At 53.2% G+C, this 24,375-nt stretch carries 23 protein-coding genes; 1 reads left to right on the top strand and 22 read right to left on the bottom strand.

The genetic code is table 11. The features are described from left to right. Nucleotides 1–12: 12 nt before the first annotated feature. The 16 genes from B5E77_RS07925 to B5E77_RS08000 form a co-directional block, all read right to left on the bottom strand. The gene (locus tag B5E77_RS07925) at nucleotides 13–2,916 is read right to left on the bottom strand and encodes a penicillin-binding transpeptidase domain-containing protein (protein ID WP_242963671.1); all 2,904 of its coding nucleotides are present in this window, start codon (nucleotides 2,914–2,916) and stop codon (nucleotides 13–15) included. Then, on the bottom strand, nucleotides 2,913–3,479 hold the full coding sequence (gene mreD, locus B5E77_RS07930; RefSeq protein WP_087164951.1) for a rod shape-determining protein MreD: 567 nt from the start codon (nucleotides 3,477–3,479) through the stop codon (nucleotides 2,913–2,915). The genes B5E77_RS07925 and mreD overlap by 4 nt, the downstream gene beginning before the upstream one ends. A gap of 15 nt (nucleotides 3,480–3,494) precedes the next feature. Beyond that, nucleotides 3,495–4,352, bottom strand: a complete 858-nt coding sequence (gene mreC, locus B5E77_RS07935) for a rod shape-determining protein MreC (RefSeq protein ID WP_087164833.1) — start codon at nucleotides 4,350–4,352, stop codon at nucleotides 3,495–3,497. 12 nt (nucleotides 4,353–4,364) lie between these two features. Further along, on the bottom strand, nucleotides 4,365–5,372 hold the full coding sequence (locus B5E77_RS07940; protein WP_087164834.1) for a rod shape-determining protein: 1,008 nt from the start codon (nucleotides 5,370–5,372) through the stop codon (nucleotides 4,365–4,367). Between the two features lie 75 nt (nucleotides 5,373–5,447). After that, on the bottom strand, nucleotides 5,448–6,146 hold the full coding sequence (gene radC / locus B5E77_RS07945) for a RadC family protein (protein WP_330394644.1): 699 nt from the start codon (nucleotides 6,144–6,146) through the stop codon (nucleotides 5,448–5,450). A gap of 89 nt (nucleotides 6,147–6,235) precedes the next feature. Next, nucleotides 6,236–6,487 (bottom strand): DUF4321 domain-containing protein, encoded by a 252-nt coding sequence (locus tag B5E77_RS07950; protein ID WP_087164835.1) that lies wholly within the window; start codon nucleotides 6,485–6,487, stop codon nucleotides 6,236–6,238. A 206-nt stretch (nucleotides 6,488–6,693) separates the two neighbouring features. Continuing rightward, nucleotides 6,694–8,328: an NAD(P)/FAD-dependent oxidoreductase gene (locus tag B5E77_RS07955; protein ID WP_087164836.1), complete on the bottom strand. Its 1,635-nt coding sequence runs from the start codon at nucleotides 8,326–8,328 to the stop codon at nucleotides 6,694–6,696. A 37-nt stretch (nucleotides 8,329–8,365) separates the two neighbouring features. Then, nucleotides 8,366–9,799: an aminoacetone oxidase family FAD-binding enzyme gene (locus B5E77_RS07960; RefSeq protein ID WP_330394651.1), complete on the bottom strand. Its 1,434-nt coding sequence runs from the start codon at nucleotides 9,797–9,799 to the stop codon at nucleotides 8,366–8,368. After that, complete coding sequence (locus tag B5E77_RS07965) at nucleotides 9,703–11,001, bottom strand: methionine gamma-lyase family protein (protein WP_087164838.1); 1,299 nt, start codon at nucleotides 10,999–11,001, stop codon at nucleotides 9,703–9,705. The genes B5E77_RS07960 and B5E77_RS07965 overlap by 97 nt, the downstream gene beginning before the upstream one ends. A 27-nt stretch (nucleotides 11,002–11,028) precedes the next feature. Then, nucleotides 11,029–12,003 (bottom strand): tRNA (adenosine(37)-N6)-dimethylallyltransferase MiaA, encoded by a 975-nt coding sequence (miaA, locus tag B5E77_RS07970; RefSeq protein ID WP_087164839.1) that lies wholly within the window; start codon nucleotides 12,001–12,003, stop codon nucleotides 11,029–11,031. 125 nt (nucleotides 12,004–12,128) lie between these two features. Next, nucleotides 12,129–12,914: an amino acid ABC transporter ATP-binding protein gene (locus B5E77_RS07975; protein ID WP_087164840.1), complete on the bottom strand. Its 786-nt coding sequence runs from the start codon at nucleotides 12,912–12,914 to the stop codon at nucleotides 12,129–12,131. A gap of 16 nt (nucleotides 12,915–12,930) precedes the next feature. After that, complete coding sequence (locus tag B5E77_RS07980; protein WP_087164841.1) at nucleotides 12,931–13,614, bottom strand: amino acid ABC transporter permease; 684 nt, start codon at nucleotides 13,612–13,614, stop codon at nucleotides 12,931–12,933. Between the two features lie 9 nt (nucleotides 13,615–13,623). Then, entirely contained in the window at nucleotides 13,624–14,544 is a 921-nt protein-coding gene (locus B5E77_RS07985; protein ID WP_087164842.1) for a transporter substrate-binding domain-containing protein, read from the bottom strand. Nucleotides 14,545–14,748: 204 nt separating this feature from the next. Then, nucleotides 14,749–15,537, bottom strand: coding sequence for a hypothetical protein (locus B5E77_RS07990; RefSeq protein ID WP_143468601.1), 789 nt, complete (start codon nucleotides 15,535–15,537; stop codon nucleotides 14,749–14,751). A 97-nt stretch (nucleotides 15,538–15,634) separates the two neighbouring features. Beyond that, nucleotides 15,635–16,735: a DUF5716 family protein gene (locus B5E77_RS07995; protein WP_143468602.1), complete on the bottom strand. Its 1,101-nt coding sequence runs from the start codon at nucleotides 16,733–16,735 to the stop codon at nucleotides 15,635–15,637. Nucleotides 16,736–16,784: 49 nt separating this feature from the next. After that, nucleotides 16,785–19,343, bottom strand: coding sequence for a DUF5717 family protein (locus tag B5E77_RS08000; RefSeq protein WP_087164845.1), 2,559 nt, complete (start codon nucleotides 19,341–19,343; stop codon nucleotides 16,785–16,787). 92 nt (nucleotides 19,344–19,435) lie between these two features. Here B5E77_RS08000 and B5E77_RS08005 point away from each other — a divergent pair, with 92 nt between their 5' ends. Then, entirely contained in the window at nucleotides 19,436–20,530 is a 1,095-nt protein-coding gene (locus B5E77_RS08005) for a pyridoxal phosphate-dependent aminotransferase (RefSeq protein ID WP_087164846.1), read from the top strand. 33 nt (nucleotides 20,531–20,563) lie between these two features. Here B5E77_RS08005 and B5E77_RS08010 read toward each other — a convergent pair whose 3' ends face one another. Genes B5E77_RS08010 through B5E77_RS08035 form a run of 6 tightly spaced genes read right to left on the bottom strand, consistent with a single transcriptional unit; the run spans nucleotide 20,564 to nucleotide 24,305 of the window. Next, nucleotides 20,564–21,562, bottom strand: coding sequence for a peptidylprolyl isomerase (locus tag B5E77_RS08010; RefSeq protein WP_087164847.1), 999 nt, complete (start codon nucleotides 21,560–21,562; stop codon nucleotides 20,564–20,566). A 33-nt stretch (nucleotides 21,563–21,595) separates the two neighbouring features. Beyond that, nucleotides 21,596–21,859: a glyoxalase gene (locus B5E77_RS08015; RefSeq protein ID WP_087164848.1), complete on the bottom strand. Its 264-nt coding sequence runs from the start codon at nucleotides 21,857–21,859 to the stop codon at nucleotides 21,596–21,598. An 18-nt stretch (nucleotides 21,860–21,877) separates the two neighbouring features. Next, a complete protein-coding gene (locus B5E77_RS08020; protein WP_087164849.1) occupies nucleotides 21,878–22,666 on the bottom strand; it encodes an HAD family hydrolase in 789 nt (262 codons plus the stop codon). Between the two features lie 3 nt (nucleotides 22,667–22,669). Beyond that, complete coding sequence (locus B5E77_RS08025; protein WP_087164850.1) at nucleotides 22,670–23,335, bottom strand: HAD family hydrolase; 666 nt, start codon at nucleotides 23,333–23,335, stop codon at nucleotides 22,670–22,672. Beyond that, nucleotides 23,332–23,937, bottom strand: coding sequence for a Maf family protein (locus B5E77_RS08030; RefSeq protein WP_087164851.1), 606 nt, complete (start codon nucleotides 23,935–23,937; stop codon nucleotides 23,332–23,334). Before B5E77_RS08030 ends, B5E77_RS08025 begins: the two co-directional genes overlap by 4 nt. Next, nucleotides 23,934–24,305 carry a LiaF transmembrane domain-containing protein gene (locus B5E77_RS08035; RefSeq protein ID WP_087164852.1) on the bottom strand — a complete coding sequence of 124 codons (372 nt, stop codon included), beginning with the start codon at nucleotides 24,303–24,305 and terminating at the stop codon, nucleotides 23,934–23,936. Before B5E77_RS08035 ends, B5E77_RS08030 begins: the two co-directional genes overlap by 4 nt. Nucleotides 24,306–24,375 lie beyond the last annotated feature (70 nt).

Raw genomic sequence — 24,375 nt, forward strand, 5'->3', positions numbered from 1 at the left:
CCCTCTTCACTCCTAATCTGCAATATTCTGTCCTGAGGATCCGCTGGCAGTTCCTGTCAGGATCTCTTCCTCATCCACAAGATTATAATAATATTTATACAAATCTGCCGCAGCCTCCGCCGCGTTTGCAGAAGTATATCCATTGGCGATACGTACAGCCACCGCAATCTCCGGATCATCCGCCGGCGCATAGCTTACAAACAGCGCGTGGTTCGGATGGCTTCTGCTCTGCTGGGCCGTACCTGTTTTTCCTGCCACATCCAGGCCATACTCGCTCAGGGCATTCAGGGAGGTGGTGTCGTCCGCCACCAGCTTCATTCCTTCCTGCACCGCGTCCCAGCTGCTGTCCGCAATCTCCACCTGATTATAGAGTTCAGGCTCAAAGCTCTCCACCGTCTCTCCGTCTGCCGATTCCACCCGGTCAAGCAGCGTCAGGTTATAAACGCTTCCCCGGTTTGCCAGAGCTGCTACATAACGCCCGATATGAGACAGGGAAAACGCGTTCGTACCCTGGCCGATAGCAGAACGCACTGCGTCCTCATCGGAAATCTGAGGGTCATACTCGGAAATCTCCAGGCCGGATTTCTCTCCCAGTCCGAACATTCTCGCATATTTTTCAAGAACCGCCAGGCCCTTCTCTACGTTGTAGCCGCCTGCAGTGCGTCCTCCTGCCAGGCGGTAGCCCACCTCATAAAAATAATAGTTGCAGGAATCGCGGATAGCCGTCAGCAGCGTTTCATTTCCGTGAACTCCTCCATACTGGTTGAAAATCCAGCAGGTAGGCGACGGCGTAATCTCTGTAAACTGACCTGCGCCATAGATGACCGTAGACGGCGTGATCACGCCCTCCTCCAGGCCTGCAATCGCCACAATCGGCTTAAAGGTAGAACCAGGCGCCAGATTTTCCTGCGTCACACGGTTGACAAAGGGCGAGGAAAGATCCCGGCGCAGGCTGTTGTAATACTCTGAATCCATCACGTTCGTCAGGCGGTTGTTGTCATAGCTGGGATAGGTGACGCAGGCCAGCGTATCCCCCGTATTTACATCCACCACGATAATTCCGCCGCTGCAGGGCTCCAGAGCCAGCTGAGCCGGCGTAATCTCCAGATTCGAGATCTTATCAAGCATAAAATTATAGGCGCTTAAAGACCCTGACTGCAGGCTGGCCACTGTCGCCTCGTCATATTCCAGAACTCCCTGGTCATACAGCAGAAGGCAGACCTCTCTTCCGGTCATCTGATCATCCAGCAGCATGTACTTGTAAAGCATCTTGCCGAATTCCATATCCTCCATCAGAGCAGACTGGATATATTCCAGGACCAGCTGATAGATTTCCTGGGAATCCAGGTACGGATCGTCTCCGGATATCTTGGTCACATCGATCCAGTTCATGGAGATCGCATACTGCAGGTATTCGCGCAGACTGATCACCTCGTCTGTCGTCCAGGCGATATAGGTCTCATCGGAGGTGTCCACCGCGTCGCTCATAAGCACCTGGTTGTCTCCCATCAGAACATCAGACACAATATAGCTCATATAGTTCTTCATTTCCTGGGAGAGATTCTGATAGGCTGCCGCGTTTTCATTGTTCAGCTCTGCCATAATCTCGGCTACCGCCTGCTCCCGCTTGCTTAAGAATCTCTGGTATACGCTTTTCTCAAGCTCCGTAGCGTCATCCTCGGAAAAATGCGTAATGTCAATAATATAATTGTCAATCAGCGCATAATATACATCATAGATCGGAATCATGATTTCCGAAGCGCTGTCATTTCCCTGAATATACTCTTTGGTATTCTGGATCTTTGACACCAGAATTCCCGCAATTTTCTGCTCCAGGATCTGATAAGCCGCAATCTGAAGATCCTTGTCGATGGTCAGATATACATCATTTCCCGGCTCCGGATCCTGCTGCTCCGTCACCTCGAGCACGCGGCCCACACTGTCCACGTACATTTTCTCATATCCTTTGGTTCCCTGGAGCTCAGTCTCCATATACTGCTCGATTCCGGCCTTGCCCACGATGTCATTGAGCTCGTAATCCGGATTCTCCTCCTGCAGGCTGTCCAGCTCATCCTGGGAAGCCTTCCCAATGTAGCCAATCAACGGAGCAAAATAGATGCTGTCCGTATAGACGCGCCGGCTGCTCTGCTCAATATCCGCTCCCTGCAGCTCATTCTGATTTTCAAGCACGGCCGCAACCGTCTCCTCCGAGACGTCTGTCGCCACTGTCGTAGCCACGTACCGCTTATAGCTGTTTGCCGAGATTCCAAACCGGATCGTGGCGATCTGCAGCTGCTCCTCCGGCGTATAGCCGTCTACAGAGATCCCGTACCTTTCCTTTTCCTCCTCCGTATAGGAAGACTTGATATCGTAGCGCTCGTCGCTGCACATATATTCCATGAGCTCATCCGCAGTAGCCAGCTCCTGGCTGGCATCCAGATTGTTTATAGAAGTCTCTCCATAAACGTCAGCCTTTAAACGCATCAGCGACGTGCCCGACAGAGAATATTCATAGCTTCCATTCTGAAGAACAATGCCCAGATCGCTGACCACGCTGTCCCCATTTTTCTCGATCAGCTTAATCAGCTTATAGATTGTCTCATTGAGCTGCGCATTTTTTGTCCTTGTATCTGGATAGCTTCCGTTGTCCAGAATCGTTACCGAATAAGACAGCTCACTGTAAGCCAGGACCTCCCCATTTCTGTCATAAATATTTCCTCTTGTGCTGGCCAGCGATACCTCTCTCTCCGTACGCAGAGAAAAAGACTCCTGATATTCCGCGCCCTTTACAATCTGCAGATAAAAGACCCGCTGCAGAAGAATTCCAAAAAGCAGAATAAAAACAGCACTCAGAATAAAGGTCCGTGATTTTATGATATTCCACAGAATGTCTCTGATTTCTCTGAACAGTTTCACTCAAAGTCCTCCGTATGCTTGTCTGTGCCGCCCGGTTTTCCGGATAACGCGGAATATTCCGAGGGCGGCTCCTCCCACCGCTCCAGCATTCTGTTCAGGCGCCGGATCAGCCGGTACATCACCAGAGTCACAACCACCGTGTAAACCAGCTCCGGGAGAATAATATGTGCAAAATAAAAGCCAAAATCAAACCTGCTTCGCAGAAGAAACATGAAAAAATATACGCTCAGGCCATAGACCAGCTCCGACAGCGCTATCCAGATCATCGGCAGCTTGATATCCTCGTCGTAAAACATCATGTGAAACAGGCCGCTTCCGTATCCCAGGAACATATACAAAAGTGCATAGAATCCAAACAGGCTGCCAAAGAAAATATCTGCCAGAAGTCCGCAGAAAAAGCCGACTGCCATTCCTTCCTTCTCTCCCCGCATAAAGCCCAGAGAGGTAGTGACAATCAAAAGGAGATTTGGAGAAATTCCCGCCAGGGACAGCGCCTGAAATACGGTGCACTGCAAGATAAAGCATATGATAATCAAAAGCGCTATGACCGCTTTACGTCTTATCCCTTTCACTCCCGTCTATTCCTCCTCTATGGTCTGCTTCAAATCCGTGATAACCAGCACGGAGTGGAGATGCTCGAAATCCACAGCCGGAGTCAGCGTTCCCGAGCGGGTCAGATTGTTAGAATCCAGCGTCAGCTCGTTGATGTAGCCGATGAGAATTCCCGAATGGTATTTGTCACTCACATGAGAGGTCACCACCGTATCTCCTATCGAAGCCTCTCCCTCCGGATCGCGCAGCTGCGAAAGCTGGATCAGCCCCGACTCCATCAGCTGCAGATCTCCCTTTACAAAGCAGAGATCCGAGGTGGAGAGAACCTGCGCACTTACATTGCTCATATCATCAATGATAGAGCGGACCTGCGCCCAATTATCCCCGACTCTTGTGACGATGCCCACAAGCCCGCTTCCCGCAATTACATTCATGTCCACCGCGATGCCGTCCGCAGAGCCCTTGTCAATGACAAAGGTATTGAACCAGTTTCCCGCATCGCTGGCAATGATGTTGGCAGCCACCTTATTATACTCGCTGTAGGTCTGATCCAGCGCGTAAAGCTCCTCCAGCTCCTCCAGCCGGTACTGGTTCTGCATCAGCCGGCTGTTCTCCAGCGTAAGCTCGTCCACCTGAGCCTGAAGCTCCTCATTTCTAGCCTGGGCGTCCGCCAGATCCTCCAGGCTGTCCGCCTTATCACGGGCCCAGCCGCCCACGAAATTGATCCCTCTTTCAAAGGGCACAAAAAGATAGCCGGAAATTCTTCCCAGGGTTTCGCCCGCAAAGCCTGTGGAGTAGGACGCGAACATCATCCCCACGCACAGAAGCGCCAGAGCCGCAAATATGTATTTTGACGGCACCGAAAAACGATTTTTTTTCTTCATATCTCACCTAAATTATTTATAATCCTGCTCCTTTGTGATAAAGGTCAGGCTGCGGAATTCCTTCTCCTTAATCACACGCTCCAGGCCTCTCGCCACACACTCCTCCGGTTTATCCACCAGATTCACCTTAATATTGGTAGCGTCGGCAATCAGGCTGTCCAGCCCTTTCAGGTTTGCTACTCCGCCGGTCAGGAAAATACCGTTCCGGATGATATCTACGCCAAGCTCGGGCGGCGTGCGCTCCAGGATCATCTTGATGGCATCCACGATAGACTTCAGCTGCTCTTCGATGGCGTTTGCCACAAAATCAGCCGTGATCTCCAAAAGGGCCGGAAGGCCAAGAGCCATGTTGCGTCCGCAGATCTCACGCTTTGTCGAGACGTCGCCCGGCTGGTAGCCCAGCTCATTTTTCAGGATCTCAGCCGTCTTGTTCCCGATAAAATATCCATACTCCCGGCGGATCGCGCTGGAGATGGCTTCGTCGATCTTATTTCCTCCATTCTTAATGAGCTTGCTGGTCACGGTTCCGCCGAGGGAAAGAATGGAGATCTCCGTCGTATCGGCTCCCACATCCACCAGCATCACGCCCTGAGCCTCTCTGACGTCCAGGCCAAGGCCAAGGCCTGCCGCTACCGGCTTATCTATCAGCTCTACATTCCTTGTCTTGATTCCCGTTCCCTTGATCAGGATAGTAAAATCACGCTCCTGTACATCGGTCGGCAGGGCTACGATAAATTCCGCTCCCTTCAGGCTGCCCTTCGTGCGCTCCTCCAGGAAGGCCCGCAGGAACTGCTGCATATAGGTAATGCTCGCCACCGTGCCAAAGGACATGGGGTAGAGAACCTCGATATTGGCCGGGGCCTTCTCATGCATATCAAAGGCCTCGTCCCCGTAGGCGATCATTCCCTTCTTTTCTTCTATCGCTACCATATTCTTCTCACAATAAATGGTATCGCTTTCCTTGCTGTAAATCTTGATGCTGCTTGTTCCAAAATCGCAGCCAAAGCTCTGTGCGGACATTTTACGTCTCCCTCTCTTTCTTCTGTTCCTTAAATTCAAATATCAACCGGCTGCTACCGCCTGCAGATGCGGAAGTCACCCCATATCAGACAGTATTCCCCGTTCTCTCAAAGAGCTATAACACCGATCGCCGATAATCACATGATCCAAAAGCTGGATCCCCAGAAGCTCTCCTCCCTTGCTGATCCGTTTCGTGACCCGGATATCCTCCAGGCTGGGCGCAGGATCGCCGCTCGGATGGTTGTGTACCAGAACCAGCTGCACAGCATGCACCTCCAGCGCTTCGAGAAAGATCTCCCTTGGCGATATGATGGAGGCATTCACAGTCCCCTTAAACATCAGCTTTTCCCGGAGAAGCTTGTTTTTCGTGTTCAGAAACAGCGCGATCAGATGCTCCTGTTCCTTGTGCCGAAGCTCTTCCATAAAATAATCGGCGATCGTCGCCGGCGTATCAAAGCAAAGCCTCTCGCCTGCAGACGCCTTTGCCATGCGCGCTGCCAGCTCTGCCAGGCACTTCAGCTGGACAGCCTTGACCTTTCCTACGCCTTTGAACTCCATCAGGCGTTCCGCCGGAATCCTGCAGAGCCCCTGAAGCCCCTCATAGTCCGGAAGGCTTAAGATACGTCCCGCCAGCTGGCAGACCGTCTCTCCGGCGGTTCCGGTCCGTAAAATCACGGCCAGAAGCTCCGTGTCAGACAGCGCTTCCGGCCCGCAGGCCAGGCACTTCTCATAAGGACGCTCCTCTTTGTATAAATCCTTCATCGTTGTCTTCACAGCTCCTCCTTTTCTGCTCTCCAGGCAGCGGATCCTCTGCTTCTGACAACCCTTCTGCAGCAGTTCAGGCACTGAACCGCTGCGCTTTTCTACAGCTTTCTGTAAATAATGATCGCAAGCACTACTCCGATAATACTGGCTATCGAGATACGGATCGTCAGGCCAAAGGTCAGAACCAGAAGCCCCAGATCCAGGACGATAGGCGTCTCCAGGCCAAATCCCTGTCCATAGTTCAGCCAGCTAAGACCTGATACATTCTCTGTCAGCATTCCGAGAAATCCTCCCAGTACAATGCCGGACAAAAGCATGAGCAGCAGTATCCAGCCGTTCTTTGATCTCATGTCACCCTCCGTCTTTCGTAATATGCGCAAGCCTCACGGCTTTCTTGATTTCCACTGAAAAGCTCTGCATTTCGGTTTACATAAGCTTCCCTGTCTGCAAGACTCTGGAAATCAGATCAAATTATATCATAGCACAAAGGAACTTTCTTGTATAGATAAGAAATCCTTAAACTCTCTTAAGATCTGCCAGGCTTCGACAGCCTCCGTCAAATCCCGGGGCAGCGGTACCTGGCTGCGACAGCCTCCGCTGTCCTGATTCCATCCATGGCTGCCGAGGTGATTCCCCCCGCATAGCCGGCTCCCTCTCCGCAGGGATAGAGCCCCTTTACCGGACTCTCCATGTCCTCTCTCCTTAAAATGCGTACCGGAGAGGAGGTCCGGCTTTCCACGCCGGAAAGCACCGCATCTCCCCTGGAGAAGCCCGGAAGGATCTGTTCGCAGCCAAGAATTCCTTCCTCAAGAGCCATGGAGAGCTCCTTTGGGAAGATGCCCCGCACGTCGCCGAATTCCCAGGCTCCTTTGATACAGGGCTCCACCTCTCCCAGATTTATGCTCCTCTGGTTTTTCCGAAAATCTGCCAGAAGCTGCACCGGCACATGCCCGCCGCCTGCCCGGTAGGCTGCCCGCTCCAGCTTTCTCTGAAATTCCATGCCTGCCAGCACGTCAGTTCCTCCAAAATCCTCCGGGCGTACCGTCACAATCATGGCGCTGTTGGCATTGCGCCCGTCCCGGGCCTGATAGCTCATGCCGTTCACCGCCAGAAGCCCCTCTTCCGAGGAGGCGTCCACGACCCAGCCTCCCGGACACATGCAGAAGGAATAGACTCCTCTGCCGCTTCCCGTCTTCCGGGTAAGCTTGTAGGCAGCCGCAGGCAGCTCCCGCGGATACTCCTTCCCGTACTGGCTCTCGTTGATAAGCTCCTGAGGATGCTCCACCCTCACGCCCACCGCGAACGCCTTCTGTTCCATAGGGATTCCCTTCTCCGCCAGCATCGCAAAGGTATCCCTGGCGCTGTGCCCGATGGCCAGAACCAGGACACTGCAGGGAAGGAATTCCTCCTGCTCCTTAAAAGCCCCGGACGCCCCTTCGGACAAGCCCTTCGTCCTGACATAGATTCCCCGGACGGCTCCCTGCTCTACATGAAGGTCTGTCATCCTGGCGCCAAAGCGTACCTCTCCTCCGAGGGAAATGATTTCTTCCCGGATCCGCTCCACGACTCCAATCAGCACATCTGTCCCCAGATGGGGCTTGTTCCAGTAAAGAATCTCTTCCGGAGCCCCCGCCTGCACAAAGGTCTCAAGAACCAGGCGTCCCCTTCCCTTCGGATCCTTTACCAGCGTATTCAGCTTGCCATCTGAAAAGGTGCCGGCTCCTCCCTCTCCAAACTGTACATTGGAGTCAGCCGCCAGCTCTCCGGTCGCCCAGAAGCGGTCCACCGTCTTTTTCCTCTTCCGGGCAGTCTCACCCCGTTCCAGAAGCAGCGGCCTGTAGCCAGCCCTCGCAAGCATCAGGCCACAGAAAAGTCCTGCCGGCCCCGTTCCCACGATCACAGGACGGCTGGAAAGCAGTTCTCCTCCGGACGGAGGAAATTCATAGGCTTTCGGCTGAACCAGGGATACGTTCCGGTTCCGCAGCCTCTTCATCAGCTTTTTTTCTTCCGCAAGCTCTACCTCCACCGTATAGACATACATCACCGGCTTTTTTCTCGCGTCGATGGATTTCCGGCTGATGCGCAGATTCCGGATATGCTCCTCAGGTACCCGCAGCTCCCGGGCTGCCTGCTTCCTTAGCTCTGCCTCCGTGTGTGTCACCGGAAGCTTCATTTGACTGATCCGAAGCATAGCTTCCTCCTTTCTTTCCATCCGTCAGCTTTTACTGCTATGTTGCAGCCTGTCCAGCCGCATGGAGGCCTGCCACATACCCGCTGCTCCAGGCCCACTGGAGATTGTAGCCGCCGCAGGCTCCGTCGATATCTACCGCCTCACCCGCCAGGTAGAATCCTGGCACGATCCTGGACTCCATCGTCTGCGGACAAATCTGGGCCGTGTCCACCCCGCCCGAGCAGACCTGCGCCTGCTCAAAGCTTCCGCCTGCCGTAATCTCCGTCCGGAAATCCCGAATCAGCCGCAAAAGCCCCTGAAGCTCTTCCCTGCTCCAGTCTGCCGCTCTCTTCCCCTTTGGGATTCCGGCACGCTCCAGAAGACAGAGGCTCATCTTCCCGGGAAACAGCCCTGTCAAAAACTGCTCCCCGGTTTTGTATCCGCCGCTTTGCAGACGCTTCTGAAAGAAGTACTCCAGGCCCGGGCCGCACTCGGCGGCCCGGGGCTTTCCCGCGCTTCCCTCTATCGGAGAAGCTTCGCCTTCAAGCTGCGGAAGGAGATTCAGTCTGGCCTCTACCCTCCTGCCCTCGTCGAGGGCACGTACCGCATAGCGGCTCACCTGAAAGACCGGGATTCCGGAAATTCCGGTCTTCGTAAACTGTACCTCTCCCCAGTCTCTTGCCAGCTCTTTTCCGTCTGCCAGGATCCGCACGGAAGCCTCCATGCGAAGACCTGCCAGGCGCTCAAAAAAGCGCTCCCGGCAGCGAAGCGCCACCAGAGCCGGCAGCGGCTTTATGATCCGGTGTCCCAGGCTCTTTGCCAGCGCATAGCCGCTGCCGTCCGAGCCTGTGGCCGGGGCGGCGGCAGAGCCCGCCGCCAGGACGCAGGCGTCGCCCTCATAGGTCCAGCTCTCCGTACGGGCTTCAAACCGCGGCATGGAATTTTGTACCGTGCCGGAAGAACGCTCTGTCCTGCTATTCCCTTCCATTTCTCCGACAGCTCTAAGCTCCAGCACCTGGTTGCCCAGAGCCAGCTTCACCCCCAGATGCTCCGCCTCCATACGCAGCACATCCGCTACAGAGGACGCCTGATCACTGTAGGGATAGAGATAACCGTTTCTGTTTCTTATACAGATGCCAAGCCTCTCAAAGAAGTACCAGGTCTCCGGAAGACTGAATTCCCGCAGCACTGCAGCTGCAAAGCCCGGTTCCCCGCCCCGGTAATGCGACAGCTCCTGATCAAGATTTGTCAGATTGCAGCGGCCGTTTCCTGTGACTAAAAGCTTTTTCCCCACCTGCCGGTTCCGCTCCAGAAGCGTGACCTTTGCGCCCTGCTCAGCGGCGGCTATGGCTGCCATAAGACCTGAGGCTCCGCCTCCAATTACAAGTACCCTCTTCATGACAGCTGTACCAGTCCTGCGTCCGCAAGCTTCTGCAGAGACATCAGGATTCCAAATTTCGCATGAGGCCAGGTCAGACCTCCCTGAAAATATACGGCGTACGGCGGCTTAATCGGTCCGTCTGCCGAAAGCTCAATAGAAGAGCCCTGCACAAAGGCCCCTGCTGCCATAATCACGTCGCTGTCATAGCCCGGCATCGCCCAGGGCTCCGGCGTCACATAGCTGTCTACCGGGGCTGCCGCCTGAATTCCCTGGCAGAAGGCAATTACCCCTTCCGGTTTTCCGAAGGTTACAGCCTGGATGATATCATGACGGCTCTCTGTACCATTTGGAATCACAGGAAAGCCCAGACTCTCATAGATATTCGCCGCAAAGACAGCCCCCTTTAAGGCCGCCGCCGTCACAGTAGGCGCCAGGAAAAATCCCTGGTAAAAGCTCTGCATCACGCCCAGGGACGCGCCTACCTCTTTGCCAAGGCCTGGCGAGGTCAGGCGGTAAGCCGCATTTTCCACATACCTTTCTTTTCCCACAATATAACCGCCTATGGGAGCCAGGCCGCCCCCCGGATTTTTGATAAGAGAGCCTACGCAGAGATCTGCTCCTACATCTGTGGGCTCGATCCGCTCCACGAACTCACCGTAGCAGTTATCTACCATGCAGATCACATCCGGCCTTTTCTCTTTTATAAAGGCAATCAGCTCTCCGATCTGCTTTACCGAAAACGTCGGCCGTGTCTGATACCCTTTGGAGCGCTGAATCGTCACCAGCCTCGTTCTTTCATTCAGCGCAGCCTCGATAGCCGGATAATCAAAGCTGCCGTCTTCCTTCAGCTCTGCCTGGCGGTAGGAAACGCCATACTCTGCAAGGGAGCCGTTGGAGGGACGGATTCCGATGACCTCCTCCAGCGTGTCGTAGGGCTTGCCCACCGGAGAGAGCAGCTCGTCTCCCGGACGCAGGTTTCCCGACAGGGCCACCGCCAGCGCATGGGTCCCGCAGGCTATCTGCGGGCGCACCAAAGCCGCCTCTGCGTGAAAGGCCGCCGCGTAGACCTCTTCCAGCTTTTCCCGGCCCAGATCATTATAGCCATAGCCGCTGGTGGCCGCAAAGCAGGCAGCCTCCACCCTGGCCTTCTGCATGGCGCCCACGACCTTCAGCTGATTATATTCCGCTGTCTCGTCTATCGCTTCAAATCTCTCCTTCAGCTTTTTCTCTATCGCCTGTCCAAATTCATATACTTCTTTCCGGATGCCCAGCTCCCGGTACATCTCCTCTGTCTGCACTGCCTGTCCCTCCATCTTCTTTTCCTCCGCTTCTCTCTGATTTCAAAAAATAATTTCTTTTTCTCTCAATATTTCCAGCATGTATTCCAAAACAGCCGCGTCGTCATATGCAAATCTCTGCTTGTCCAGCCAGATTACATCCCGCTCTCGCCGGAACCAGGTCAGCTGGCGCTTTGCAAAATGCCGGGTGTCCCGCTTCAGAATCCTCACTGCTTCCTCCAGGGAATACTCTCCGTCCAGAAAGCCCAGCAGCTCCTTATAGCCAAGCCCCTGCATGGAAACCATGCCGCGGCAAAGCCCTTCCTCTTTCAGCGCTTCCACTTCCTCAAGAAGCCCTTCCTTCATCATCTGATCCACACGGGCGTCAATCCGTTCATAAAGCCGCTCTCTCTCTTCATTCAGTACAAAATACGCAAAAAGATAAGGCGATTCCTTGCCTCTTTGTTCCTCATTGTGTTCAGAAATCCGTTTTCCTGTCAGACGGTAGAACTCCAGCGCCCTTATCACCCGCTTGACATTGTGGGCATGGATCTCCTCCGCTGCCTTCGGATCGGCTGCCGCAAGTAATGCGTGAAGGCCCTCTGGCCCCTCCCGGACCGCCAGCTCCTCCAGCTCCTTACGTATGCCAGTCTGCGCTTCATTCTCTGTAAAGTCAATATCATAAAGGAGCGCCTGAATATAAAACCCGGTTCCACCCACGACTATGGGGATATGACCGTTCTCCCGGATTCTCCGAAGCGCTTCCTTCGCCATCTGCTGAAAGCGGACCACATGAAACTCCTCCGCCGGATCCAGTACATTAATCAGATAATGGGGAACGCCTTCCATCTCCTCCGGCCTCACCTTTGCAGAGCCGATATCCATGCGGCGGTAGACCTGCATGGAATCTGCTGAAATAATTTCTCCGCCCACAGCCTTCGCAAGAGCGATGGAAAGCTTTGTCTTTCCCACAGCCGTAGGGCCTGTGAGAATGATAAGGGGATCCTTATGAAAAATCCTTGTTTTCTGCGCTTCCATGGCCTGTCTCCTTTCCGCTGCTGAATCTTTTCTATTTTAGTATTAAATGTCCGGGATTTCAACCAGAAATTAAAAAAGCCGTGCAGACAGGTTTCCCCCGCCCGCACAGCGTCTTTCTTTTTTTCTTATCCGTTTGTATACCGCGCCAGGAACTGCTTTGTCCTCTCTTCGCGGGTATTTTCAAAGACCTCCTGGGGCGTTCCCTGCTCCAGGATCATCCCGTCGTCCATGAAAATCACCTTGCTGGCAACATCATGGGCAAAGGCCATCTCATGCGTCACGATGATCATCGTCATCTTTTTATCCGCCAGCTCCTTGATGACCTTCAGAACCTCACCGGTCAGCTCCGGATCAAGGGCCGAGGTCGGCTCGTCAAAGCAGAGGATATCCGGCTTCAGGGCAAGAGCCCGGGCGATAGCCACGCGCTGGCACTGTCCGCCGGAGAGCTGATGGGGATAATTTTCCATCCGGTCCCCCAGCCCCATCTGAACCAGAAGCGCTTTCGCTTCCTCCTCAATCTGCTGGTGAATCTCTTTTTTCCGCGCCTTGTAGTCCGGCTGCTCCTTTGCCAGAAGCTCCCGGGCCAGCATCACATTGCCCAGGGCCGTATATTGCGGAAACAGGTTAAAGGACTGAAAAACCAGGCCGAAGTGAAGCCTTTTTTTCCGAATCTCCGCCTCCTGCTGCGTCTGGCGTACCGATGCGTCAAACAAAACCTCGCCGTTCACACGGATCACGCCCGTATCCGGCTGCTCCAGAAAGTTCAGGCAGCGTAAGAATGTCGTCTTTCCGCTTCCTGAGGAACCGATGATCGACAGCACCTCTCCCTTCTCCAGCGAGAAGCCGATATCCTTTAAAACCTCTGTATCTTCAAAATTTTTACTGATATGCTCTACTTCCAGAATCGCCATTGCTTTTTGCGCCTCCTTACCTGAAATATTCCAGCTTCCGCTCCAGGCGTCCAAGAAGAACCGTGAGCACGCCATTGAAAATCAGATAGTAGACAGCCGTAAAGAACAGCGGCCAGATTGCACCCGAAATTCCCTGAGAGCCCTTCACAAAGGATTCTCCGGCCCAGATAATCTCCTGCAGCGCAATCGTGTTGGCAAGAGAGGTATCCTTGACTAGAGTGATGATCTCATTGGACATAGGCGGAACAATGCGCTTAATCATCTGAAGCAGCTTGACCTTGAAGAAAATCTGTCTCTTCGTCATGCCAAGCACCAGGCCGGCCTCCTCCTGGCCCGCCGGAACTCCCTGAATGCCGCCCCGGTAAATAACCGAGAAATAACAGGCGTAATTGATGATAAACGCTGCTGCTGCAGCCGCAAAACGGCCTGCCGTTCCTCTCCAGATCTGATTGTGAAATACCAGGCCCGGGAAATAGAACACAATCATAAGCTGGATCATAAGCGGCGTACCGCGTATGATCCAGACGATCAATTTGGTCAGCCAGCTCAAAGGCTTGAACCGTGACATGGAACCGAAGGCTATCACCAGTCCCAGCGGCACAGCGCCCACAAGCGTCACGAAAAACAATTTTAATGTCTGCAGAAAGCCGCTGTTCAGAGAACGAATGACTATCGGCATCTGTTCCATTATCAGTTCCATGCTGCCCAGTTACTCCTCTGCCGTATCGGAAGCCGCAGCGTCAGCTCCAATCAGAGCTGCCTGCACGCCGTATTTCTCTGCTGTCGCCTGCATGGTTCCATCCTCGTATGCAGCTGCGAAGAAATCATTCAGAACTGCTGCCAGGTCGGATCCCTGACGGAAGCCCACGCCATACTCCTCGTTGTTCAGGCTTACGGTATAGGTAAGGTTTTCATAGCCTGTTCCCTCGCCAATCATAGCTGCCGCCATCAGAAGATCGATGACTGCCGCGTCAGAGGTTCCGGAAGCCACCTCAAGAAGAGCGTCCGACTGAGCGGAAACCGGCGTATAAGAAAGACCAAGAGCGCTTACCTCTGCCTCACCCGCGCTGCCTGCCTCTACGGCAAAGGTCAGATCGGAAAGGCTTTCCACATCCTGATAATCCTCAGCTACATCAGCGGGCACTACAACTACCTGCGCATTGTGCAGGTATGCGTCTGTGCATTCCATGGAGCTCGTCACCTCGTCTGTCAGGGTCATGCCGTTCCATACGCAGTCGATGGCATTGCTGTCCAGCTCCAGAATCTTGCTGTCCCACTCGATCTCAACAAACTCGGCCTCAACACCCAGGCTCTCAGCGAACGCATTCGCCAGGTCTGCGTCAAAGCCAACCCATTCACCGCTCTCATCCATGTAATCCATGGGCTCGAAATTTGTAATTCCAACTACCAGCGTTCCTTTTTCCAGCACATATTCCATATCGCTGGCGGCGTCAGAGGTGTCCTCTGCCGTGTCCGCTTCCGCAGTGTCCTCAGCGTCTGCCTCTGCATCCTCAGCCGCATCCTGGGCATCCGTATTCGTCACGACCTCATCTCCGGAAGAACCGCATCCTGCCAGCACAGATGCTGCAAGACAGCCACACAGTAATAAGCTTAACATTCTCTTTTTCATATTTTCCTCCCACTGCCGCCGGGCGGCTGTTTATTCCTGCTGGCAACGGGCCGCAGGTATTGTGCTTTTTCTCTCTACCAATTGGTCACTGTACCATAGTAAAGTCACGTTGGCATTTTACCATACGGCGCCACACCTGTCAAGAAAAAATGGCGCCGGTGTACAAAGGGCTCCTCCGCCTTGTAAACCAGCGCCAGGAAAAGCTTACGCATATCTCGTATTTTTCTCGTATTCCCGCTCCAGCTCATACAGCTTTTTTGTCAGATCCGCAGGCTGTAAGAGATGCTCTTCTGCCTCCTGCTCCAGCCGTTCATATTCCTCTGTCAGCTCCTCCAGCTGCTCTCCCCGTATATTCTGAAGCTCCATGGCTTCTTCAAAGTCCTCGTCTGAAAGCCCCAGGCGCATGGCACAGACATATTCCTTCAGGACAGCCGGATCCTTTTTGTACTGCCAGGAGGTACGAAAAGCCTGCGCGGCTCTTCCAAACAGAAACAGGCGGCAGCAGCAGACGCCCAGGTTGTTCCATACATGGGCGTAAAATTCCACGCCCAGACGATCGCTCTGGCGGATATCCAGGATCTTCTGGTACTCATAGATGGCCGCCTGATAATTGCCGCCCACAAAATACTCGTCCGCCCGGAGCTTTAAGCGCTCCTGCTCCTGATAGGTGTTCAGAACCTTCATTTTTTCCGTAAGCCGGGCCAGCTCCTCCTGTGAATAGAACTCCACGCTTCGAAGAATGGTCAAAACCATATTCTGAAGGCTTCCTCCCGCTTCCGCCCCCTTCTGCAGCCTGTCCGCCAGCTCAGGATTCTGCATCTCCGTGCGCAGCCACTCCCAGAGGCGCGTTCCCAGCATTTTTTTATCTACCAGATAGATATTTTCGTACAGGAAATAGGCCAGCTCCTCCATGGAATAAATCCGAATTCCCATGCTTTCGATATAATACGGCGTCTCCGCCAGCTCTTTTCTGCATATGATCACCGCTCCCATGGGCACGTCTCCTTTCTTTCTTCCTGCCTGGCGTTCCCGCAAGGCCAGCCTTTCCGCCCGCCTTCCGTCTTTCCGCAAGCCGCTCTCTGAGCCTCTGTCAGCCTCCCAGATCCACTTCTTCCGACCAGGTCAGATCCGAGGAGGGGAACAGCTCCCCAAAGCCCATATCGCTTACCTGGACCCGCAGCCGGTCCACGCTCAAAAATTCTGCTGAAACCTTAAGTCTGCAGGCCCGGGAAGGCCGATCCGGCAGGCCCGGAAGAGCAAGTATCTCCTTCAGCGTCTCGCCGCCCTGCATGGGCTTCAGAATAAATTCCACCGCCGGCTCTCCGCACAGGAGCGCTTCGCACTCTGCCTTTGCCTCATACCAGCTTTCTCCCGCGTCCAGCAGCGTGTAGACCGCATTCCTGCCCGTCCCTGGCGTGCGAAGCCCCACATTGTAGGAAATCTTATCTGCCCCCAGGAACACGTAGGTTTTTTCTCTGCCGGGTCCCGCTTCCTGCATAGCCCGGCAGCAGGCTCCCTTCGCGAAAAGATTGTTTCCGGCAAACACTCTTCTTCCGCCGCCGCACAAAACCCTCAGGGCCTGTTCGTACCACTTTTCCTCAAACCCCTCCCCCACCAGAAAGACGGAAGATACCGGACGCTCGGAAAAGATCTCCCGGGCCATGGAGATCAAAATCTCATCCTTCTCCTCAGGCTCCAGGCCGGATATGGGACGCTCCCATTCCTCCTGCCTCTCGGTCCTCGCCAGAAAAGGCAGCGTCCTTGTATTGACATGCAGCACCGTAGCCTTCAGAAGCTCCTCTTCACACACAAACAGCACCGCCTGATGCCTCCAGATCTCCCTTGGCTGGCTCAGCACATAGGAACAGAAGCTCTCTTCCCTGGTCTGCACATAGATGCGGCTCTCAGGCACTCCCATAATCTGCATGGCCGTCCTGCGGATCTCCTCTACCCTTTCCTCGGAAGCCTCCGGCACGGAAAACACGACTGCCTCCGCTTCATGAACCTTTCCAAAGGGCTTCAAAAAACGCATGGCCTTCTTCAGAAACAGCTCCAGGCTTTCTGTGGGAATCCTGTATTTTTCTGCGCCCGCCATCACGGAGATGGAGACAGGCTCTTCTGTTTTTGTGTTCCAGCAGCAGATCTGCGAATATTCCTTTCCCAAATCGAAACCGACTGCAAAGGGTTCCACTGCCATTCCTCCTCTTTCGCCTTCCTCGCCCTTATTTCAATGAAAGCTGTTATTTCAATGAAAAGAGCGATTCTACCATAAAATTCTTTTTTCCATATTCCATCATCTGCTTTTCCAGCTCCGGAAGATCCCGCTCGGAAAGAGCCCGTGCCATCTCATAAATGTCTGCATATTTGGTTCCTGTGGCCAGCCTTTCCTCTTCCTCCTCCAGATAACTGTGATCCGGCGTAGACAGCTCTGTGCCGTCATCCTGAACCTCTGTGATAAACCAGGTCAGCCGTTCGCCGAAAAACAGAGTAAATTCTCTCACAAAAATTCCCGGTTCCAGAGGATACAGGCGCTCCGCCACATAACTGCAGCTCTTCTCCCTTGGCGTCTCAATCACATAATGGAGGACAACCTTGTGAGCCGGATTCGTCCGATACTCCACAAAATACTTGTCTTCCAGCAGATAGGGCCGCCCCAGGCGCTCCAGCAAGGTCTTCATAAAACCAAAGCGCATCCTTCTGCGTATGTAATCGCCCAGCATCTGCTCCGCGCGGATCCTCTGGTGCTCATTCAGGTGCTTCCGAACGGACAAATCTTTAAGATATGCCAACCCGCACACATCTGCCAGGTTTTCCTCCCAGGCAATGGCCTTCTCCAGGTATTCATAGGTCCCTTCCGGCGCCGGCACTCCCCGGACAAAATCCTGAAACGCCAGCCAGGTGAGATAAGCGCGGCTCACCAGTCCGTCTCCTCCCAGACTGTGGTAATCACAAAAAATCTCAAACGCGCTTTCACGGAGCTGGCCGGTAAAAAGCATCTGTCCCAGAAGGCGCTCTTCCAGGTCAAACACATTCAGCTCAAATTCCCTCGCCGCTCTCCAGATGGCTTCCATCACCTCTGCGGAGCCGTCATAATACCCGGACAGGTACTCCAGAATGCTTTCGTTGTACTTATGGTTCTGGAAGATAAAAAGGCAGAGCTTTACCAAAAACTCATCCTCTTCGTAATCCTTCTCACGGATCTTCCAGGCCGCCAGCTTAATCAGGAGCTTACTTCTGACCATGGAATATCCGTGGCGCCAGACCATGTTCCAGGCCTCCTCATACAGACCCCTCAGAATCAGAATCTCCGTATATTTGGCCCGATCCTTCGGCGTCATGCAGGCAGTCTCTGATACGAAAAACTCCCGATCCAGCTCATCCAGATCATGGTTGGCATAATAATACTGCAGAATCTCCTGACGGACATTTTCCTTATATCTGGCTGTAAAACCGCTGATCTTCAGAACCCGCTTATAGTTCTCTATATTCTCCGCAGTCAGCACATGATAACGGGAAGTGCCGTCGCACAGATAGAGGTAAAGACCCTGGTGGTACCGCAGCAGCTCCTGACAGCGCTTCACATAGCGTTTCTCGTTCATCAGGCGCTGCAGCGTATAGGGCACGCTGGAGGTATAGCAGCTTCCCTTCTCATCCACCAGCAGAATCACCGCTCCCGGCGTGTAGACCGGAATCAGGGCCTGACCGCCCGACAACGGCACGGTAATCCTCTTCTGGAGCTGCTCATACAATACCTGTACCTGACGGATTCTCCCATCCCTGCACCGGATTCTGCGCAGGAACATGATATCTGCCAGGGCCTCCGCAAAATCAATGGTCAGAAGCTCCTCCACAAGGAACCTGTCATAAATCACAGCCAGATCCTCGCTCAGATGGCGCTTGATCAGCTCATCCAGCATAAAAGCCTCTATCTGCTCCCGGTAAGCCCGGTATATGTCAGAAGTCTGAGGCTGAAACCGGACAATATTCGCATAAAGGCAGGCCTTCTGCGAGCTGTTCAGCGTATTTTCCATCTGAAAATACAGAAGCAGATTTTTCGGGAAGGGCTCCGAATAATTTTCAGGAACCGCTTTCATAAAATATTCGTAAAGCTTTGTGATCTTAAGCTCCGACTGGACGCCCCGCTTATACCAGAAGAAGCTTTTCTCATCGGTGCGCCCGTTTCGAATAAAGTGAGCGCAGATGTCTGCCAGCATCTCCTTGCTGCCGCATTTATGGTATATCTCCTCAAGACGCGCATACTCCAAATCCACCGGATGGCTGCCATGCAGAATCTGCGCTGCCATTCTGCCCGCCTCTTCCTGCGTCAGCTCACGCCCGGCCTTCCCTGTAATCTCAAGGACCGTCCGCACTTTTTCCTTCTCTTCTTCCGGCTTTTCCGGAAGAGGCTCGATGGGATCCGCAGAAATAAAGTAAGCATAGCTCTCTTTTTCCGTCTCTTGATGAGGTTCTATCCGGACTGTATAGGGAATGTGAAACTCTCCGGCCTCTGTAACCACGCAGAATTCCCCTTCTATCTCTTCTCCGCCCCAGAAGCCCCGCGCGTCGAATGCGCAGAAGATGCGGGCCGCCCTGCTGTGGAAGCTCGCATGCTCCAGCGTCATACGGCTTGTAGAGGCATAGGCAACTCCTTTGATCGGACGATCCGCAGTCAGCGTAAAGCTGCCCTCCGCTTTCTCCCCAGGCCTGCAGGAAAGAGTCATGACAGAATCCGAAAGGCTCACTACAGGTCTGTCAAATTCAATTTTCCCAGCCGCAATCCGTTCAAGCTTCGCTCTCATGACTTCTCCCTCCCGCTCTTGCTTTTTTCTGAAATCTGTATATAATTCAGTATAGCATTAATTAAAATAAAGTACAAGAAAAGAGGTTCGGAATGTTAAAACACAAGGATCATTTCCATGGCAGTGATCTGGAAAAAATAGAAGAACTATACGGAATCAGAAAGGAAGACATTGTAAGCTTCAGCGCCAATGTGAACCCCTTGGGCATCTCGCCTAAAATGCGTTCCGCGCTCATTGAGCATATCGATGTAATCACCTCCTATCCCGATCGCGAATATACGGCTCTCCGCAGCCGGATTGGGGAATACACAGGAGCTCCCACCCGGAATATCCTCGTGGGAAACGGTTCGACAGAGCTTATTTCCCTGTTTATTCAGATGGAGCACCCAAAGAAGGCTCTGATTTTAGGCCCTACCTATTCAGAATATGAGCGGGAGATTTCTCTGGGCGGAGGCACCTCGCTTTATTACCCGCTGAAGGAGGAAAATGACTTCATCCTGGATGTGGAGGATTTCAAAAGACACCTGAATGAGGCACTTGATCTGCTTGTGATCTGCAATCCGAACAATCCCACCTCCACCTCTGTCACGCAGAAGGATATGAGGCGGATCCTGGACGAATGCAAGCGCCATGATATTTTCGTGATTGTAGACGAAACCTATGTAGAATTCGCGCCGGATATGGACGCCATAGATTCTGTTCCGCTGACCCGCTACTACAACAATCTGGTGATCCTAAGAGGCGTCTCAAAGTTTTTTGCCAGCCCCGGCCTCCGCCTTGGCTATGCCATTACCGGAAATATGGATCTTCTGAAGGATATCAATGCCCACAAGGATCCCTGGACCGTGGGCAGCCTGGCCGCCGCAGCCGGCGAGCTGATGTTCACCGATGCGGAATACATCAAAAAAACCCGGGAGCTCATCTCCGGCGAGCGCACCCGGATTTATCAGGAGCTTTCCTCCTGGGACAGCCTGAAGGTTTACAGGCCTGCGGCCAACTTTATCCTGGCCCGGATCGAAAAAGAGGGCATCACTGCTGATGACCTCTTTGATCATGCCATCCAAAAAGGGCTGATGATACGCAACTGCTCCACCTTCCCCTTCCTGGACAACCGTTATTTCCGCTTCTGCTTTATGCTTCCGGAGCAGAATACCGCACTTCTGAAGTGCCTGAAGGAAATGCTCTGATTTCCACAGGCCGCAAAGCCTTTACTCTGTCTCCTATGCTCCCAGATATTCCTCGTAAATCGCGAGAAAATCCGGGGGCATTTCTCCGGTCCAGTCCGCAAAGTGAACCTTCTCCCAAAGCCTGCTGTTAAACTGAGACGGCGTATCCGCCACAAGCTTTTCATATACGCTTTCAAACAGCTCGTCTCTGCGCTTTTCGACCATCGTCACCTTATTATCCTCTGTGGCCTCCTGATCGAAATTATTGACGCATTTCAAAATATAATACCCGTCCTCCGTCTCAATCACATCGCTGACCTGGTCATTCTCCAGCGCAAAGGCCGCTTCCTCGTAGGCTGCGTCATGCTCTCCTCTTCCAAACGTGTAAGTAACCTGGCTGTCCAGGCTGTAAGAGGATGCTACCGCCGCAAAATCCCGCCCTTCATCCAGCTGCTCCTTTACGCTCTGTGCCGTCTCGGCAGAATCCAGACGGATCTGCTGCACCGTGATAATCCGCGCCTCGTCGTCACTGACCTCTGTATTGACGTCCTTTGTGATCTCCTCATAGACCTTTCCGGAAAGCGCGTGATCCCTGTACAGGCTTTCCACATCCTTCAGCTCCAGATCCATATACTCTATCTGTTCTTCCGTAAGAGCTCCGTAATAATCCTCCGCTGCCTGAGAGACCTTTTCCTCTTCGTCACTGCTTAAGGATACCTCGTAATCCCCGGCCAGAAGCGTGATCGCCTTCATGGAAGCCAGCTGATCGACAATGGTATCCTTCACATAGTTCTCAAAGGTGATTCCGCCGAAATCATGCTCCCACATTTCCACTCCATACACGCCTTCATACTGTCTCTGATAATCCATGACATAAATCATGGCTTCCGGCAGCGTGCAGACGCTTTTTCCTATCTTAAAAAGCTGCTCGCCTGAGAGACCTGTCGTAAACACAATCTCTGTATTTTCCATCAGTCCGCAGCCCGAAAAGCTGCCTGCCATTACTGCCGCCGCAAGCAATACAGCCAGTTTTTTTCTGATTCCTTTTGCCATGTTCCTTCCTCCGTCTGATTACTGCCTGCTTCTTTAAGCCTCCACGATGAGGTAAGTCCCATCGTCCAGCGCAAATACCTCCTCTATCTCTGCTATCTCCTCCAGAGACATGGAGCTTACATCCATGCCGCTCTCCTCCAGATAACTGCGTACCTCCTTCAGGGAGCTTACAACCACAGCCATGCAGTCCTCCAGGAATTCTTCTGCCTCCTCCAGCGTCTCTGCCACAGGCTCGTCAAACAGCTGTCCCTGCTTTTTCAGAAAGGTTTCCAGACAGCTCTGTGAATACTCGTACATCATCTATCTCTCCTTTTCTCAGTCCAGGAGTGTCCGAAGAACCTTCAGAACTCCGTCGTTTACATTTGTATCTGTCACATATTTCGCGGCCTTCTTTACTGCCTCTGCCGCATTTCCCACCGCATAGCTCTCTGTGGCGCTGCGAATCATTTCCAAATCGTTATGATTATCGCCGAATACCATAGTCTCATCCGGGCTGATTTTCAGAATCTGCTGAATGCTTCGGATAGCATTTCCCTTATTGGTATCCTTATTCATGAAATCCACCCAGATATCTCCCGAGACTGCGCAGTACAGCCTGTCTCTCCAGCGGGGAATCATGATATCCGCCACCTCCCGGATATTTGTTTTCCGGTAAATGGCCATTTTATTCACCCGGTATTCCCGGGCCAGCACATCCTCTACAACGGTGATTCTGCTTCTGTATCCGTTTTCCACCAGATCCAGAAATTCCGGATCCGAGCTTTCCGTATAAAACCCTTCCTTGGTATCCAGAGTAAAGCTGGTTCCCGGAATACGGCGGACCTCCTGTACCCACTGGCGGATTAAGGTCCAGTCAATGAGCTGTTCCAGCATATCATAGCCTCTGCAGCAGACATAGGCCCCATTTTCCGTAATAAAAATCATATCGTTTTTTACCGGCTCAAAGAGCTTCGACATACTTGTATAATGGCGTCCGCTGGCTGCGGCAAACAGAATATCCTTTGCCTTCAGCTTCCGGATCGTCTCAAAAATTTCCGGGTTAATCTGCGCGGTTCCCTCCGGCAGCAGAGTTCCGTCTATATCGCTGGCCACGAGCTTTATCATTTCTCATTTCTCCCTTCCGTAAATATCTGCAAGCTCTCCGGCTTGTGCAATCACCTGGTCCGCGCCGTCTCTTTCGAGCTCTTCCCTGTCCCGAAATCCCCAGAGCACGCCGACCGTATACATGTTCGCCGCTCTTCCGGTCTTCATATCTGTTCCCGTATCCCCCACATACAGGCATTCCTCCGGCAGAACGCCAAGCCTCTCCGCCAGATACAGCGCTCCGTCCGGCGCCGGCTTCCTTGGAAACAGATCCGACTGGCCCTGCACCAGATCAAAGGTATCAAGAGCAAACGTCTTTTCTATCACCTTCACCGTATTTTCATGGGGCTTATTCGACAGAACCGCCAGCTTCGCCCCTTCGCCTTTCAGCCTCTTCAGCACCTCCGGAATTCCCGGATATGGCTTCACATGATACAGGCAGCCCTCATGAAAATACTTTGTATAGAGCTTTTTCGCCTCCTCAAAACGGGCGCACTCCTCGTCGCCTCCGAAGCGCAGCAGCCGGCGCATAAGCACATCCACGCCGTCTCCTACAAAAGCCTTATACTCTTCCAGCGTCGCCTGGCGCAGTCCCAAGTCCGAAAGCATCCTGTTTCCGCTCCAGGCAATCGATTCCACGCTGTCGCACAATGTGCCGTCCAAATCAAAGATACATGCCCGATAACTCATGCCTCATCCTCCTCTTCCGGCTGCAGCAGGTCAATTCCCTGCCTCAAAAGCTCCTGATAAAAACGGGCTGCCGGAAAGCCCACCACATTCATATATTCTCCATGAATCTCACGGATAAACGGCATACAGCCTCCCTGGATCGCGTACGCCCCGGCCTTGTCCATGGGCTCGCCAGAGGCTGCATACCTCCGGATCCACTGTTCCGTCATCGGGTACATGCTTACCCTGGTGCCTTCTGCAAAATGGCTTACGGTTCTTCCTGTTTCCGTATCTATCACGGCGACTCCGGTATACACCATATGCGTGTTTCCCGAAAGCATTTTCAGCATGCGAACAGCGTCCTCCTCCTCTGCAGGCTTGCCAAGAATCCTTCCTTCAAAAGCCACAACCGTATCCGCCCCTATGACCAGGGCGGGCTCTGTCTGCTTCTCTGCCGCCTCCAAAGCCTTCTGAAGAGCCAGCTCTTTCACTGCCTCTTCCGGATCTGCCGTGTTCAGCTGTTCTTCTCCAGAGCTTGGGCAAATCGAAAAAGCAAGGCCCATCTGCTCTAAAATTTCCTTCCTCCGGGGCGAAGCCGAAGCAAGAATCAGTTTCTTTTTCATTTGATATTTACTCCTCCAAAAACACAGGCCGCGTTGACAGCGGCTCTCTTTATCCTTGTATTGGAAAGCAGGATGCTGACTCCTATCAAAATCAGAATCAGCGGAACCAGAAGGCGGCGCAGCAGGCTTAAATCAATCACATCCCAGGCGCCCAGAAGCAGGGCGGCTCCGACAATCAGGCCGGCAGCATTGGCGCCGTTCACACCGCGCTGTATGATACTTACAATACAGGGTATAATAATAATCAGAGTCCACCAGCCTCTGAAAAACAGCGTGAAATCCCAAAATCCCAGCGTATTGCCTGCATAGCTGACGCCCGCCGCTATCAGCAGGAGCCCCAGAACGATACTGGAAATTCGATTTTTCATTCCGCACAAATCCTTTCTGTCCGGCAGTTCGTCTGCACATGTTATCTGTCTCTTCCGGTACCATCTAATA

Source organism: Lachnoclostridium sp. An131, assembly GCF_002160825.1.
In the GTDB taxonomy this organism is placed as follows: Bacteria; Bacillota; Clostridia; order Lachnospirales; family Lachnospiraceae; genus Laedolimicola.

Excerpts from the sequence above, each read along its gene's own strand:
- mreC (WP_087164833.1), bottom strand. The coding sequence starts at position 4,352 with ATGAAGAAAAAAAATCGTTTTTCGGTGCCGTCAAAATACATATTTGCG.
- B5E77_RS07940 (WP_087164834.1), bottom strand. The coding sequence starts at position 5,372 with ATGTCCGCACAGAGCTTTGGCTGCGATTTTGGAACAAGCAGCATCAAG.
- B5E77_RS07950 (WP_087164835.1), bottom strand. The coding sequence starts at position 6,487 with ATGAGATCAAAGAACGGCTGGATACTGCTGCTCATGCTTTTGTCCGGC.
- B5E77_RS07955 (WP_087164836.1), bottom strand. The coding sequence starts at position 8,328 with ATGCTTCGGATCAGTCAAATGAAGCTTCCGGTGACACACACGGAGGCA.
- B5E77_RS07965 (WP_087164838.1), bottom strand. The coding sequence starts at position 11,001 with ATGGAGGGACAGGCAGTGCAGACAGAGGAGATGTACCGGGAGCTGGGC.
- miaA (WP_087164839.1), bottom strand. The coding sequence starts at position 12,003 with ATGGAAGCGCAGAAAACAAGGATTTTTCATAAGGATCCCCTTATCATT.
- B5E77_RS07975 (WP_087164840.1), bottom strand. The coding sequence starts at position 12,914 with ATGGCGATTCTGGAAGTAGAGCATATCAGTAAAAATTTTGAAGATACA.
- B5E77_RS07980 (WP_087164841.1), bottom strand. The coding sequence starts at position 13,614 with ATGGAACTGATAATGGAACAGATGCCGATAGTCATTCGTTCTCTGAAC.
- B5E77_RS07985 (WP_087164842.1), bottom strand. The coding sequence starts at position 14,544 with ATGAAAAAGAGAATGTTAAGCTTATTACTGTGTGGCTGTCTTGCAGCA.
- B5E77_RS07990 (WP_143468601.1), bottom strand. The coding sequence starts at position 15,537 with ATGGGAGCGGTGATCATATGCAGAAAAGAGCTGGCGGAGACGCCGTAT.
- B5E77_RS08000 (WP_087164845.1), bottom strand. The coding sequence starts at position 19,343 with ATGAGAGCGAAGCTTGAACGGATTGCGGCTGGGAAAATTGAATTTGAC.
- B5E77_RS08005 (WP_087164846.1), top strand. The coding sequence starts at position 19,436 with ATGTTAAAACACAAGGATCATTTCCATGGCAGTGATCTGGAAAAAATA.
- B5E77_RS08010 (WP_087164847.1), bottom strand. The coding sequence starts at position 21,562 with ATGGCAAAAGGAATCAGAAAAAAACTGGCTGTATTGCTTGCGGCGGCA.
- B5E77_RS08015 (WP_087164848.1), bottom strand. The coding sequence starts at position 21,859 with ATGTACGAGTATTCACAGAGCTGTCTGGAAACCTTTCTGAAAAAGCAG.
- B5E77_RS08020 (WP_087164849.1), bottom strand. The coding sequence starts at position 22,666 with ATGATAAAGCTCGTGGCCAGCGATATAGACGGAACTCTGCTGCCGGAG.
- B5E77_RS08025 (WP_087164850.1), bottom strand. The coding sequence starts at position 23,335 with ATGAGTTATCGGGCATGTATCTTTGATTTGGACGGCACATTGTGCGAC.
- B5E77_RS08030 (WP_087164851.1), bottom strand. The coding sequence starts at position 23,937 with ATGAAAAAGAAACTGATTCTTGCTTCGGCTTCGCCCCGGAGGAAGGAA.
- B5E77_RS08035 (WP_087164852.1), bottom strand. The coding sequence starts at position 24,305 with ATGAAAAATCGAATTTCCAGTATCGTTCTGGGGCTCCTGCTGATAGCG.